Source organism: Methylobacterium sp. J-072 (assembly GCF_022829425.1).
In the GTDB taxonomy this organism is placed as follows: Bacteria; Pseudomonadota; Alphaproteobacteria; order Rhizobiales; family Beijerinckiaceae; genus Methylobacterium.
On the sequence record NZ_JAKSYK010000223.1, the window covers coordinates 1 to 12,808 of the forward strand.

Here is a 12,808-nt window from a genome sequence, read left to right on the forward strand (position 1 = left end):
GCGGAGAATACGCCCCAGAGCAGCGGGTTGGGCACGCCGATGAACCACAGGCCGACGCCAACAATGACGCCGAACGCGGCGTTCATGCCGAGCTGAGCCAGGAAGTAGGTCCCGAGCCGTCCGGCCGCGTCGTCCATCGCCACAGTGGTGCGGTGCAAATCGCTCGATCCGAACAGGCGAATCATGCGGTTGCGCAGGTCCTCGCGCTGTAGGAGCAGGAACACGACCACGACCAGGACGATGCCCACCGTGGTCAGCGGCTCGAAGATCGGGCCCAATACCTTCTCGGCGAGCGCGAGCGGCGAGATCTCGGGTTCCTGCACGCGGACGAGCTGCGCCTTCGGGGTGTCGCCGCCGGGACCGGTGGCCGCGGTGGTGCCGGCGGCGTCAGCCTTCTGAGTGGCATCGTGGACCTGATGGCTGAACTTGGCGATGACCCGATTGGCCTCGCCCAGCCAACCCTGTTGCAGACCGGCGAACTTCTTCGAGACCGTGGCTTGGTACTGCGGCAGGTTGCCGGCGAGCCCGGCCACCTGTGTGCCGATGACCGCGCCGATGCCGCCGATCACGCCGAGCGCCAGCAGCACGGCGACGATGACCGAGGGCACGCGCCCGAGCTTGATCCGACGCAGCAGGTTGACCACCGGGGCCAGGACGAAGCTGAGGAGCACCGCCAGCACGAGGGGGATGAACACCTCGCGCCCGAAGTACAGCGCCGCGATCAGCACGACGCCGACCGCGAGGGTCAGCAGGCCGCGCAGGCCAGGCACCAGCGAGGGCGGCACCTGGGCGGGCGGCTTCGCGGCTACGGCGTCGTCCATCGGCATGCGGGATTCCCGGTCACGCCACGTTCCGCGGCGCATCGCACCTCAACGCCGAAAGCTTCGATTTGTCCCGGAGGACCTCGTGGCGTTGCGGACGGGGACGCCCACGGCCCGGCATGCTAGTGTTGCCTAACACGATCCGGCCCTGCCGCCCTGCCGCGACGCTGAGCCAAGCCTACGGGGGCGACCATGAATCCAAAGGTCAACCCGAAAAATGCTTCGGTCGGAAGCCGACGCACCCCCGGGCGCGAGATCGAACCACCGGGCGCACGGGGCGCTGGCGGCCATGGCCCCGGACGTGGACCCATCGCGACCGATGCCAACCGCTCGGAACTCCGCCAGCTCGTCGCCGGCCTGAGCGAGGGGGTGATCCTGGTCGAGCCGGACCAGCGCATCTCCTGGGCCAACGACGCGGCGCTGGCGATGCACGGCGTGGCGGCCCTGTCCGACCTCGGCGCGACGGTCGACGCCTACCGCGCGCGCTTCAGCCTGCGTTACCGCAACAACCGTGCGCCCGGCCGCTACCCCATCGAGCGCGTCACGGACGGCGAGACCTTCCGCGACGTCGTCGTCGAGGTCAGGCACGCCGACCGGCCCGGCATCGACTTCGTGCATTCCCTGCGCAGCCTCGTGGTCACCGACGCGGGCGGCCGCCCGACCTTCCTGGCATTGATCATCAAGGACATCTCGGCACAATTCGAGGCCGAGGAGCGCTTCGAGAGCGCGTTCGCTGCTAACCCCGCCCCCGCCGTGATCGTCCGCCTGACCGACCTGCGGCTGGTCCGCGTGAACACGGGGTTCCTGGAGATCACGGGCTACGCGCGCGACAAGGTCCTCGGGCGCAGCGTGTACGAGGTCGACCTCCTTGCCGACGCCCACGGGCGCGAGAGGGCGTTGGAGCACCTGAACGCCGGAGAGCCGATCCCCCATCGCGAGGCGTTCCTGAAGCGCCCGGGCGGTGGCACACACGCCGTGATCGTCGCCGGCCAACCCATCGAGATGGGCGACGTCGCCTGCATGCTGTTCACTTTCGCGGACCTGGAACCGCGCCGAAAGGCGGAGACCGGCCTGCGCCAGAGCGAGGAGCGCTTCGCCAAGGCGTTCCGGCTTACCCCGGTCCCGACCGTGCTGACCCGTGCGAGCGACCACATCGTGACAGGCGTCAACGAGGCGTTCGTCCGGGTGTTCGGCCGTGCCGAGGGGGATACCCTCGGGCGGACGGTCGCCGAGACCGGCCTCTGGGTCGACGACGCCGCCCGCGAACGGTTCGAGGCGACCCTGGCTCACGAAGGGTCCGCCCTCGGCGTCGAGACCTGCGTGCGCGACGGGGGCGGGACGGCGCTCGATTGCCTGGTCTCGGCCGAGCGCGTGGTCATCAACGGCGAGGATGCGGTGCTGGCCGTGCTGCAGGACATCACAGAGCGCAAGCGTTCCGAGCGCGAGCTGTACTCGGCCATCGAGACGGTGATGACCGACGCCTCCTGGTTCAGCCGCGGCCTGGTCGAGAAGCTTTCGGTTCTGCGGAACCCCGGCGAGGGTGCGCGGCCCGCGACGCCCGACCTCACCGCCCGCGAGCGGCAGGTGCTCGACCTGATCTGCCGGGGACAGAGTGACAAGGCCATCGGCCAGGCCCTGGTGCTATCAGGAAGCACCGTGCGCAACCACGCCGCCGCGCTCTACCGTAAGATCGGCGTCAACCGGCGCACCCAGGCCGTGGTCTGGGGCCGGGACCACGGCTTCCCGGTGACCTGACCGGTACATAAAACATTCGAACCGGTACGTTCCGACGATTTGCACGCGGCGGGACCAGGGCCATCTTCAACCACGACGCAAGGCTGGGCATCGACCGGAAAGCGAATGGCCGACGAACCCAAGCCGACGGACGAGCTTAAGCGGACGGACGAGCTCAAGCCGACCCTGGAACAGGTCAGGGCTTCGGTACGGGACGCCCTGGAGAAGCTCACCGGGGATCCCGGCCCCGAACCCGGGATCACGCCGTCGAACCCCAGGGGGAAACGACGCCCGGAACTGAAGCCGGAACCAGACGTCGACTGACGAAAACCTAAACCGCGAATATTCGCCACGAACCAAAGTGGAAATATTGCGGTTTGATTAGATGTTAATCGGCGGAACATCGCGGACCCGGGGCGCTTGTCGCGTATCGGGTCCGGTCGTCGAGCGAACGACCACAGGGGGGTTCGGCGGCAGGCAGCCGCCTCACTGCGACCGCCGTGCCAGAGAGTAGCCCACACCCCATCCCGTCCCGCGCGGCCTTGGCACCGACCGAGCGCGCATGCCCGGAGACCGCCCATGTCCCTCCTCGCCTGGATCGTGCTCGGCCTGATCGCCGGTTTCATCGGCAGCAAGATCGTCAACAACACTGGCCAAGGGCTCGTCGTCGACATCCTGCTCGGGGTCGTCGGCGCCGTCGTCGGTGGCTTCCTATTCAACCAGTTCGGCCAGCCCGGGGTGTCCGGGGTGAACCTCTACAGCCTGCTCGTAGCCGTCGTCGGCGCCGTGGTGGTGCTGTGGCTCTACCACGCCCTGATGGGCCGCCGCCGGGTTCTTTGACCCGGCCGAACCCACTTCCGCCGATCCTCGGCCGAAGCCCGACCCGACCACCCCCGACGAGAGAGTTACTACGATGGCGTTATCCCCCGATACCACCCGTTCTGCCTATGACCGCGACCTGCCGACCACCAGCCCGGCCACCCCGGCCGAGGATATGCGCACGATGGCGCTGCACTCCATCTCTTGGGGTGCCGTCATCGCCGGCGCCGTGATCGCGCTGGTCGCCCAGGTCATCCTGAACATGATCGGGCTCGGCATCGGTCTCTCGACCGTCGACCCGGCTGGCAGCGGCACCCCGACCGCCGGGTCGCTCTCGTCCGGCGCCGGGATCTGGTTCGTGATCTCCGGCATCCTTGCTTCCACCGCCGGCGGCTGGCTCGCCGGGCGCCTTTCCGGCAAGCCGGCCCGGACCACCACCGCCTACCACGGGCTGATCGCCTGGGCGGTCTCGACCCTGGTCGTCGTGTACCTGCTGTCATCGGCGGTCGGCGGCATCGTCAGCGGCGCGTCGAGCGCGGTGTCGAGCACTCTCGGCGGCGCCGGCAACTTGATCGGCGGCTCGGTGAAGACCGCCGCGCAGGCCGCGGGCCCGTCGCTGCCGGGCATGGACAACCCGTTCTCGAATATCGAGAATCAAGTCCGCGGCACGACCGGCAATGACCCCGAGGCCCTGAAGAACGCTGCCGTCAGCGCCATGCGCGCCGCCGTGACCGGTGACGCCGCCCAGCAGAAGGACGCGCAGGAGAAAGCGGCCCAGGCGCTGGCCAAGGCCCAGAACATCCCGGTCGACCAAGCTCGGACCCAGGTTGCCCAGTACGTGCAGCAGTTCAACGACACGGTCGCCAAGACCAAGGAGCAGGCCAAGCAGGCGGCCGACACCGCCGCCCGCGTCGGCTCGCAGGGGGCGCTCTACGGCGCCCTGGCGCTGATCCTCGGTGCGCTTGCCGCCTTCTTCGCCGGACGCGGTGCAGCGGTCGACCCGGTGCTCACCCGCACCGCCGTCGCCGCCACCACACAGCGTCGAGTCTGATCGTGAACGCCCCCGCCGCCACCGAGCCGTATCGCTCCGGGGCGCAGAACGAGCCGGCGGCGGAGGTTGCCGTCGGCGAGGAGGCGGTCCTCCCGCTGATCGCCGAGACCGCCGGCATCGAAAAGCGGGCGGTGGAGACCGGGCGGGTGCGGGTCACGACGCGCACCGAGACGGTCGAGGAGGTCCTGCGCGAGACCCTGCGCAGCGACATGGTCGGGGTCACCCGGGTGGCCATCAACCGGACTCTGGCCGAGGGCGAAGCGCCCCCGGTGGTCCGCGAGGCGAACGGGGTGACGATCATCCCCATCCTGGAAGAGATCCTCGTCGTCGAGAAGCGCCTCGTCCTGCGGGAGGAGGTGCACGTCCGCCAGACCACGGCGGGCGAGGACGTCGAGATGCCGGTGACGCTGCGCAGACAGCACGCCGTGATCGAACGCGTGTCCCCCGAGGGGCACGTCACGGCCCTGTCCCCTGCACCCCCATCGGAGGTCGAACCATGACCCAGACCATCACCGCCATGTACGACACCTACCCCGAGGCGACGGCCGCGAAGGCCAAGCTTGTGGCCATCGGCATCCCTGAGGTTGGCGTCCGGATCCTATCCGGCAGCGAGGCGGGCACGACGACCGGCGCCGCCACGACCCACGAGGGCGGCATGTGGGGCTCGCTGAAGGAGTTCTTCATGCCGGAGGAGGACCGCCACCTCCACGCCGAGGGACTGAACCGCGGCGGCACCATGCTGACCGCGACCGTAGAGGACGGGTACGCCGAGCGTACCTACGACATCCTGGAGGAGCACGGCTCGGTCGACATGGACGAGCGCGAGGCGTCCTGGCGCAAGGAGGGCTGGAACGGGCAGGCTGCGGGCGCGCCGGTCGCGGCCGTTGCTCCCGCATCGACGACTGCCACGACGGGGCTGCGTGCGGCGGGTTCCACCGAGACCGTCGCGGCTCAGGAGACCGCGCAGCGCACCGACTACATCCCGGTGGTCGAGGAGCGCCTCAACGTCGGCAAGCGCATGGTCGACAGCGGCCGGGTGCGGGTGCGCTCCTACGCGGTCGAGAAGGACGTCAGCGAGAATGTCACCCTGCACGACGAGACCGTACGCGTCGACCGCCGCGTGGTCGACCGGGCGGTGACGCCGGGGGACATGGCCCTGTTCGAGGACAAGGTCATCGAGGCGACCGAAATGCGCGAGCAGGCGGTGGTCTCGAAGGAGGCCCGCGTCGTCGGCGAGGTCGGCATCCGCAAGGACGCGACCCAGCGGGTCGAGACCGTGACCGACAAGGTACGCCACACCGAGGTCGAGGTCACCGACGAGCGGGGTAACGTCGAGCGTACCGGTACGGCCGGCACCGCCGGGACCGCCCCGCGCAAGCCGGTCTGAGCGCCTGGTCGGGAGGGGTCCCGCGGACCTCTCCCTTCTGACGCGCGAACCCTCGGGCAAGCAACAGGCACGGCCGCCGCCCCATGATCCGCATCACCCGATTCCTTGTCCTCTCCTTCGTCATGGCGGCCGGATCCGCCGGCGCCCAGGGCGACGATGCCGCCACGGGCCATCTCCGGACGTCCTGCTCTGGGGACTATCTCCAGCCTTTGCAACGGCATGGACCCGAAGGGCCCGGAGGTGGTCGCGTGCTTCGGCAGGAACATGGGCAAGCTCTCGCCCGGCTGCCGGACCGCCATCGACGAATACAAGGCATCCAAGGGAACCGGTTCGAGGTCCTGAGCCGCCCCGAACCCGTACGTCGAACACCCGAACGGGAGAATGAACATGAGTGACGGCTTCCCCTCCATGACCGCCCTGCTCGGGCTGCTCGCCGTGGCGGGCTACCAGAACAAGGACAAGATCGCCGAGATGCTGAAGGGCGCCTCCGAAGCCAACCCGTCCGGTGCCACGCCTGGCCAACCAGGGCTCGACGGCATCCTGGGCAACCTCGGTGGTGCCGGTGCCGGTGGACTGCTCGGCGGGGGCCTCGGCCAGCTGATCGAGCATTTCCGCGGCAACGGTCACGGCGAGGCTGCGGACTCATGGGTCCGGCAGGGCCGGAACACCGAGATTCCGGCTGAGCACATGCATTCCGCCCTCGGCTCCGACCTGCTCGCGACCCTGACAAAGCAGACCGGCCTTTCGAGCGACGAACTCCTTTCCAGGCTCTCACGGGAGCTTCCGTCGGCGGTCGACCGCTACACCCCCGACGGCAGGTTGCCGGCGCACTGACGCGCCTCGCGCCTGAGGACATCCCGCACGCCGGTCGGGTCCTTTTCCGACCGCACGCGCCGGTCGACGCGACCGCAACGAGCACCGTGACGGTGCCATTCGAGGAACACCACCATGGCCAAGACCGCGCACGCCGAGGCTGCCAAGCACCACGAGGCCGCCGCCAAGTCGCACAAGACCGCGGCCGAGCATCACGAGAAGGGCGACGAGACCGCCGCTGCCAAGCACTCGAAGGAGGCCCACGGCCACTCCGAGAAGGCGCACGAAAGCTCGACCAAGGCCCACGGCAAGAGCGCCGGAAAGTAATCGACCCGACCCAATCCCCGGACGCGCATCCCGCGCGTCCGGGACCAAACCAGGAGAAGAACCATGGACGAGAACCGCATCACCGGCGCCGCGAAGGAGTTCGGCGGCAAGGTCCAGGGCGCCGTCGGCGACCTCACCAGCGACCGCGAGACCCAGGCCAAGGGCGCGGCCAACGAGGCCAAGGGCAACGTCGAGAACTTGTACGGGCAGGCCAAGGACGCCGTGCGCGACGTGGCCGACCAGGCCGGCGACCTCGCCCAGGGCGCGCTCAAGCAGGGTCGCGATGCTTTCCCCGACGCCGAGCGCGCCTACCGCCAGGGCGCCGACACGGTGACGAGCTACGCCAAGGAGTCCCCGCTGATGATGGCGGCGATGGCCGGCGCGCTCGGCTACCTCCTCGCCATGGTCGTCCACGGCCGCCGCTAGGCCCGGGAGCCCATCAAAGTCCTCTCGCAGGTCCGGAGCATCGCCGTGAACGATCCCACCCGACCTGCGGGGCCGGCCCCAGCCGCCGATGGCCCTATGCAGGCGGCACGCTCGCCGGCCGGCTTGGCCGATGCCGTGCGCGACCAAGCCGGTGGCTATGCAGACCGGCGCAAGAGCGAGGCGGCCAGCTTCCTGTCCGAACTCGCCCGGGCACTGCGTTCGGGCGGCAAAGAGCTTGACGGACAGACGCAGGCGAAGCCGTTCGTCCACACGGTCGCCGACAACCTCGATGCGCTCTCGGGTCATGTCGCTCGCCGCGGCTGGCGAGAGCTCTATCGTGATGCCGAGGTAGCCGCGCGTAGCAATCCGCTGGCGACGGCCCTGGTGGTGGGAGCGCTCGGGTACGGTGCCTTCCACGTCCTCCGGTCCGGCGAAGGCGATGCCCGCAAGTCGCAGGTTCCTGAGCACAAGCAGGCATGGGGCGGGTATCCGTGAGCGCCGTTCCCCACCCCCCGCCGTCCGGCGGGCTCCAGGGCCTACTCGCCGAAGCACTCCGGGGTGCCGGCGATGTCCTAGGGGGCGAGATCGCCCTGTTCCGCCAGGAGATGGCCGACAACTTGCGACGTCTGATCGTCGGCCTCGCTGCGATGGCCGGCGCGGCCGTGTTCGCAGTCGTCGGCTTCCTGGAGTTGGTCGACGCCTTGGTGAAGTGGCTCGCCACCGTCGTCGGCTCGGAGGCGCTCGCCGCCCTGATCGTCGGCGTCGCCTTCCTCGTCATCGGCGTTGTTCTGGCGTTCTTCGCCAGACGCCGGTTCTCGGTCGACGGGCTCGTCCCGACCCGGACGGGCCGACAGCTTCGGCACGACGCCACCGTCATCAAGGAGCGCGTGACGCATGACGAGTGACGCAGATGCCTTGGAACGCGAGATCGAGGAGAGCCGTGGCCGCCTGGACCGGACGCTCGACAGGCTTACGCAGCGCCTCACCCCCACCGGCATCGTCGAGGACATGCTCGGCACCGTCCGCCGCGACGGGACCGGGGCCGACCTCTACGAGGGCGCCCTCGAAGCGGTCCGCCGCAACCCGGTGCCTGTCCTGCTGATGTGCCTCGGCGTGGCGATGCTGCTGAAGGGTGGCGGGCGGCGACCGGCTGCGACCTACCGCGCCGTGTGCGATCCCGACCGGTACGCCGCGGCGGCCGTCACCTCCAACCCGAACCCCGGGGCCACCATCCCGAAGGAATCCCGCTGATGCGCCCGTACGTCGCCGAGTTCGTCGGCACCTTCGTCCTGGTGTTCTGCGGTTGCGGCAGCGCGGTCCCGGCCGCCGACCACATCGGCTATGCCGGCGTCGCCCTCTCCTTCGGTTTCGTCCTGATGGCGATGGTCTACGCGCTCGGACCGATCTCCGGCTGCCACCTCAATCCTGCGGTGACCCTGGGGCTGACGCTCAGCCGCAAGTTCGACGCCGCCCGTCTGCCTGGCTACGTCGCCGCGCAGGTCCTCGGCGGCATCGTGGCGGCCTACGTCCTCTACGTGGTGGCGCAGGGCCATCCCGGCTTCGACGTCTCCTCGGGCTTCGCATCGAACGGCTACGACGTGCGCTCGCCGGGCCACTACAAAGCGAGTGCCGCGTTCATCGTCGAGTTCGTGATGACGGCGCTCCTCGTCCTCACCATACTCGGGGCGACCGACCTGAAGGCGCCGGTGGGTTTCGCCGGCCTCGCCATCGGCGTCGTCCTGGTGGTGATCCACCTCGTCTCGATCCCGGTGACCAACACCTCGGTCAATCCGGCCCGGAGCATCGGCCCGGCCCTGTTCGCCGGCTGGGACGCCGTGGGGCAGCTCTGGCTATTCGTTCTCGCTCCGCTCCTCGGCGGAGCCGCCGCGGCGGGATTGTACTCGACGATGCGTGCCCTCGATCCGGTGCTGCAGATGCCGGTGCGCCAGGCGGTGCAGGCCCTTCCGGCCGAGCTCGAACAGCGACTGGAGAAGGCGGGCATCAAGCCGACCGAGTTCTAGCACCACCTCCCGAGGGACCCGTCGATGACCACCATACGGACGCTGATCCACGCGGGGAGCAACGACGACCGCTGGTTCCTCTGCCACGGCGACGACCAGGCCGACGTGTTCGTCTTCCACGAGCCGAACGGACCGTCCGGGGGGGCGCCGTCCCGGATCGAGCTTACGAGCTTCCTGGCTTCCGGGAACGGATCGCCCGAGCACCGCGCGCTCCTGACGATGATCGGCTCCCTGGTCGAGGCGGCACATGCGGGCTCGGCCCCGCCCGTACGTGGACCCGAGCCCGGAGCCGCAGGTGCCGAACCGACCCCGGGCGAGGCCGCCTCCTCGATCTGACCCCAAACCCCTCCAAGCCCGCGAGACCGCCATGACCATCGACTATCTCCCGGAATTGCGCCGACCCCTCCCGTTCAGCCTCGCCGTCGTGGCGGCGGTTCTCCTGGTCTGGCTCGTCGTGGCGTCCATCGCCGGCGCCAGGCAGCGGACGACGAGGGACCACCGCATCGGTGATCTGGAAGCCCGGCAGACGGCGCTCCAGGGTGACCTCGACCAGCAGCGGTCGACCGCCGGCACTTTGGCCGCGCTCCAGGCCAGGATCGCCTCAGCCCAGCAGCAGGACCGGGACGCGACCCAGGCCGGCGAGCAGGCCAAGGCGAAGGCGGCGAACCTCGCCTCGGAGCGACAGGCGGCGGAGGGGAAGGCGACCGAGGCGAAGTCCGCATCCGAGGCCGAGGCCAGGAAGCTGGCCGACCTTCAGGCGCAGGTCGGCCAGGCCGAGCAGAAGCTCGCGCCGATGAAGGAGGCCATCACCGCGGCCGAGCAGGCGGCGTCCGCCCGGACGAAGGAGCTCGCCGACGTCGGGCGCCGCCTTGAGGATACGCGCCAGCAGGAGGCCAAGCTGCGTGCCGACATCGCCGCCATGTCCCAGGAGGCGACCGCCAAGACCGCTGACTTGGCCAAGGCCGAGGAGAGCCAGCAGAAGGCCCGCGAGGGCTCGGCCGCGGCGCAGAAGGAACTTGCGGACGCCCGTACCGCCACGGAGCAGTCGACGAGGCAGCGGGGCGAGCTGGAGCAGGCCATCGCCGGCCTCGACGCCAACAAGGACAAGCTGACCGCCGAGATCACCCAGGCCGGCCAGCAACTGCAGCAGGCCAAGGACGGATTGGCGTCGACCCGGAAGGATCTCGCCACGACCCAGGCCGAGCGGGACCGGGTCATCTCCGAGCGCGGTCAGGCCGAGCAGGCCATCCAGAAGCTGACGGCCGACCGTGACGGGGCGACCGCAGCGGTGGAAGCGCTAAGGAAGCAACAGGCCGACGCCCAGGCGCAACTCGCCTCCCTGACCGAGACGCTGGCCACGCGCAACAAGGAGATGGCCACCCTCGAAGACCGGCTCGGGATGACCCGCCAGGAACTCGCGGCAGCCCAGGCTAAGCTCGCGGAAGCCCGGCAGGGGCTCTCGGACCAGCCCCCGGCCATGACGGTGCAGCCCGTTCCGTCCCAGTCTCCGGCGCCCACCACCGTACCGAAGGCGGACTGAACCGGCACATCGTCGATACACCTCGACCTACCCGAAGGGCGAAGACTTGCATTTCCTCGGAATCGACTGGGTCGGCGTCAACGCCGAGAACGGGCGGAAACTCGTCCTTTCGCTCGTGTTCATCGCGGTGGTCGTCGGCGGTGGCATGGGCCTTCGGGCGCTGGTCGGGCTAGTCCTGACCCGCACCGACCATTCCACGCTCCAGACCAAGTTCTGGACGCGCCAGGGCATCAGCCTGCTCGCGGCGGTGCTGCTGGTCCTCGGGCTGCTCTCGATCTGGTTCAACGACCCGGCCCGGCTTGCCACCGCCTTCGGACTGCTCTCGGCCGGCCTCGCCTTCGCCCTGCAGCAGGTGATCACGTCGCTCGCCGGCTACTTTGTGATCCTGCGCGGCTCGACCTTTACGGTGGGCGACCGCATCACCATGGGCGGCGTGCGTGGAGACGTGCTGCGCCTCGGCTTCATCCAGACCACCATCATGGAGATGGGCCAGCCCCCGGCGGTCCAGGGCAGCAGCCCGGCGATGTGGGTCAGGAGCCGCCAGTTCACCGGCCGCATCGTCACCGTGAGCAACGCGCAGATCTTCTCGGAACCGGTGTTCAACTACACCCGCGACTTCCCCTTTATCTGGGAGGAGATGGCTATCCCCATCACCTACGAGTCCGACCGCCTGAAGGTCGAGGCGATCATGCTCGCCGCCGCGCGCCGGCACGCCCTCGACGCCACCGCGATGGCCGGGGAGGCCAAGGCGCGGCTACAGGACCGTTTCGGGGTCGAGCCGGTCGATCTGGAGCCGCGGGTGTTCTTCCGCATCACCGACAACTGGCTGGAGCTCACCGTCCGCTTCATCCTCGGCACACACCAAATTCGTGGGGCCAAGGACGCGATGAGCCGCGAGATCCTGGCCGGCCTGGACGACGCCGGCATCGGCATCGCGTCGGCGACCTACGACATCGTCGGGCTACCGCCGGTCGAGCTCGCCGGTCGGCGCCGCATGGGGCGTGCCGCCGCCTCTTCGGAAACTGCCGAGTGACGACCACGATTCCGTTCCTGGCTGCCCTGGCGGCGGTAGTGCTGGCGCTCGTCCACGTCGTGACGCCTACCTTGCGTTTCCTCGACGGTTCGCCCCGAAGCATCTGGCTGTCGGCCGCCGGCGGGGTCGCGGTGGCCTACGTCTTCGTCCACTTCCTGCCGGAATTAGCCGATGGCGAGGCCAGCGTCGGCCGGATGGCCGGCGGCACCTTCGGGGGCTTTTCGGAGCGGCATGTCTACCTGATCGCGCTTGCCGGCCTGATGGCCTTCTACGGATTGGACCGGTTGGCGAAGGTCGACCGATCACGCCGCGCCGGCCTCGCGGTCACCGATGCCCGGAGTTCCACCGCGGCGTCCGACGTCGGCACCGGGGTCGGCGTGTTCTGTATCCAAATGGCATCCTTCGGCCTCTACAACGGCCTCGTCGGGTACCTCCTCCTGCACCGCGAGGTCATGACCTTCGCCTTCCTGGCCTTCTTCACGGTGGCCATGTCGCTGCATTTCGTGGTCACCGACTACGGCCTGAACGAGGACCACAAGGCGGCCTACCGCAGGATCGGCCGCTGGGTCCTGGCCGCCGCCGTGCTCGCGGGGTTCGCGCTCGGCGCCCTGACGACCGTGTCCGGTGCCGCAATCGCCGCGCTGACCGCCTTCCTCGGCGGCGGCGTGATCCTCAACGTCTTGAAGAACGAGGTGCCGAGCGAGCGGCAGAGCCGGTTCTGGGCCTTCGCGCTGGGAGCGGCCGGGTATTCCGCGTTGCTTCTGACGCTTTGAGCCGTCCTCTCGGAACACGGGCACGGCTCATGCAGACCTCGATGGTCGCCGCCGAGCGGGACG

At 69.5% G+C, this 12,808-nt stretch carries 18 protein-coding genes; 17 read left to right on the plus strand and 1 reads right to left on the minus strand.

The genetic code is table 11. The annotated features are described in order from the left end of the window. The coding region (locus MKK67_RS29710; protein WP_243972354.1) for an AI-2E family transporter at window positions 1-827 on the minus strand (827 nt) is incomplete at its 3' end. A 303-nt stretch (window positions 828-1,130) separates the two neighbouring features. Here MKK67_RS29710 and MKK67_RS29715 point away from each other — a divergent pair. From MKK67_RS29715 to MKK67_RS29795, 17 genes are all read left to right on the plus strand, one after another. Next, window positions 1,131-2,576 carry a helix-turn-helix transcriptional regulator gene (locus MKK67_RS29715; protein ID WP_243972457.1) on the plus strand — a complete coding sequence of 482 codons (1,446 nt, stop codon included), beginning with the start codon at window positions 1,131-1,133 and terminating at the stop codon, window positions 2,574-2,576. Between the two features lie 105 nt (window positions 2,577-2,681). Further along, window positions 2,682-2,879: a hypothetical protein gene (locus MKK67_RS29720; protein WP_243959428.1), complete on the plus strand. Its 198-nt coding sequence runs from the start codon at window positions 2,682-2,684 to the stop codon at window positions 2,877-2,879. A gap of 255 nt (window positions 2,880-3,134) precedes the next feature. After that, complete coding sequence (locus MKK67_RS29725; protein ID WP_092045733.1) at window positions 3,135-3,395, plus strand: GlsB/YeaQ/YmgE family stress response membrane protein; 261 nt, start codon at window positions 3,135-3,137, stop codon at window positions 3,393-3,395. A 73-nt stretch (window positions 3,396-3,468) separates the two neighbouring features. Further along, window positions 3,469-4,425: a PhnA-like protein gene (locus MKK67_RS29730; protein ID WP_409568461.1), complete on the plus strand. Its 957-nt coding sequence runs from the start codon at window positions 3,469-3,471 to the stop codon at window positions 4,423-4,425. A 2-nt stretch (window positions 4,426-4,427) separates the two neighbouring features. Then, window positions 4,428-4,925: a YsnF/AvaK domain-containing protein gene (locus MKK67_RS29735; protein WP_243972356.1), complete on the plus strand. Its 498-nt coding sequence runs from the start codon at window positions 4,428-4,430 to the stop codon at window positions 4,923-4,925. Continuing rightward, on the plus strand, window positions 4,922-5,812 hold the full coding sequence (locus MKK67_RS29740) for a YsnF/AvaK domain-containing protein (protein ID WP_147907787.1): 891 nt from the start codon (window positions 4,922-4,924) through the stop codon (window positions 5,810-5,812). The genes MKK67_RS29735 and MKK67_RS29740 overlap by 4 nt, the downstream gene beginning before the upstream one ends. Before the next feature lie 387 nt (window positions 5,813-6,199). After that, window positions 6,200-6,646, plus strand: a complete 447-nt coding sequence (locus MKK67_RS29745) for a YidB family protein (RefSeq protein WP_243972358.1) — start codon at window positions 6,200-6,202, stop codon at window positions 6,644-6,646. Window positions 6,647-6,760: 114 nt separating this feature from the next. Continuing rightward, the gene (locus MKK67_RS29750; protein ID WP_147907784.1) at window positions 6,761-6,952 is read left to right on the plus strand and encodes a hypothetical protein; all 192 of its coding nucleotides are present in this window, start codon (window positions 6,761-6,763) and stop codon (window positions 6,950-6,952) included. Between the two features lie 63 nt (window positions 6,953-7,015). Beyond that, window positions 7,016-7,378, plus strand: coding sequence for a CsbD family protein (locus MKK67_RS29755; RefSeq protein WP_147907783.1), 363 nt, complete (start codon window positions 7,016-7,018; stop codon window positions 7,376-7,378). Window positions 7,379-7,423: 45 nt separating this feature from the next. Further along, complete coding sequence (locus MKK67_RS29760) at window positions 7,424-7,873, plus strand: hypothetical protein (RefSeq protein ID WP_147907782.1); 450 nt, start codon at window positions 7,424-7,426, stop codon at window positions 7,871-7,873. After that, on the plus strand, window positions 7,870-8,283 hold the full coding sequence (locus MKK67_RS29765) for a phage holin family protein (RefSeq protein WP_243959425.1): 414 nt from the start codon (window positions 7,870-7,872) through the stop codon (window positions 8,281-8,283). Before MKK67_RS29760 ends, MKK67_RS29765 begins: the two co-directional genes overlap by 4 nt. Next, complete coding sequence (locus tag MKK67_RS29770; protein WP_147907780.1) at window positions 8,273-8,629, plus strand: DUF3618 domain-containing protein; 357 nt, start codon at window positions 8,273-8,275, stop codon at window positions 8,627-8,629. Before MKK67_RS29765 ends, MKK67_RS29770 begins: the two co-directional genes overlap by 11 nt. Beyond that, window positions 8,629-9,399 carry an aquaporin Z gene (aqpZ, locus tag MKK67_RS29775; RefSeq protein ID WP_147907779.1) on the plus strand — a complete coding sequence of 257 codons (771 nt, stop codon included), beginning with the start codon at window positions 8,629-8,631 and terminating at the stop codon, window positions 9,397-9,399. Before MKK67_RS29770 ends, aqpZ begins: the two co-directional genes overlap by 1 nt. Before the next feature lie 24 nt (window positions 9,400-9,423). Continuing rightward, on the plus strand, window positions 9,424-9,735 hold the full coding sequence (locus MKK67_RS29780) for a hypothetical protein (protein ID WP_147907778.1): 312 nt from the start codon (window positions 9,424-9,426) through the stop codon (window positions 9,733-9,735). A 31-nt stretch (window positions 9,736-9,766) separates the two neighbouring features. Continuing rightward, complete coding sequence (locus MKK67_RS29785) at window positions 9,767-10,939, plus strand: chromosome partitioning protein ParA (protein WP_147907777.1); 1,173 nt, start codon at window positions 9,767-9,769, stop codon at window positions 10,937-10,939. Between the two features lie 46 nt (window positions 10,940-10,985). Beyond that, entirely contained in the window at window positions 10,986-11,972 is a 987-nt protein-coding gene (locus tag MKK67_RS29790) for a mechanosensitive ion channel family protein (RefSeq protein WP_243924399.1), read from the plus strand. Beyond that, window positions 11,969-12,745 (plus strand): hypothetical protein, encoded by a 777-nt coding sequence (locus tag MKK67_RS29795; protein WP_210249190.1) that lies wholly within the window; start codon window positions 11,969-11,971, stop codon window positions 12,743-12,745. Before MKK67_RS29790 ends, MKK67_RS29795 begins: the two co-directional genes overlap by 4 nt. The last annotated feature ends 63 nt before the right edge of the window (window positions 12,746-12,808 follow it).

Coding starts and splice junctions, on each gene's coding strand:
- MKK67_RS29720 (WP_243959428.1), top strand. CDS start 2,682: ATGGCCGACGAACCCAAGCCGACGGACGAGCTTAAGCGGACGGACGAG.
- MKK67_RS29730 (WP_409568461.1), top strand. CDS start 3,469: ATGGCGTTATCCCCCGATACCACCCGTTCTGCCTATGACCGCGACCTG.
- MKK67_RS29755 (WP_147907783.1), top strand. CDS start 7,016: ATGGACGAGAACCGCATCACCGGCGCCGCGAAGGAGTTCGGCGGCAAG.
- MKK67_RS29780 (WP_147907778.1), top strand. CDS start 9,424: ATGACCACCATACGGACGCTGATCCACGCGGGGAGCAACGACGACCGC.
- MKK67_RS29725 (WP_092045733.1), top strand. CDS start 3,135: ATGTCCCTCCTCGCCTGGATCGTGCTCGGCCTGATCGCCGGTTTCATC.
- MKK67_RS29740 (WP_147907787.1), top strand. CDS start 4,922: ATGACCCAGACCATCACCGCCATGTACGACACCTACCCCGAGGCGACG.
- aqpZ (WP_147907779.1), top strand. CDS start 8,629: ATGCGCCCGTACGTCGCCGAGTTCGTCGGCACCTTCGTCCTGGTGTTC.
- MKK67_RS29770 (WP_147907780.1), top strand. CDS start 8,273: ATGACGAGTGACGCAGATGCCTTGGAACGCGAGATCGAGGAGAGCCGT.
- MKK67_RS29750 (WP_147907784.1), top strand. CDS start 6,761: ATGGCCAAGACCGCGCACGCCGAGGCTGCCAAGCACCACGAGGCCGCC.
- MKK67_RS29785 (WP_147907777.1), top strand. CDS start 9,767: ATGACCATCGACTATCTCCCGGAATTGCGCCGACCCCTCCCGTTCAGC.
- MKK67_RS29745 (WP_243972358.1), top strand. CDS start 6,200: ATGAGTGACGGCTTCCCCTCCATGACCGCCCTGCTCGGGCTGCTCGCC.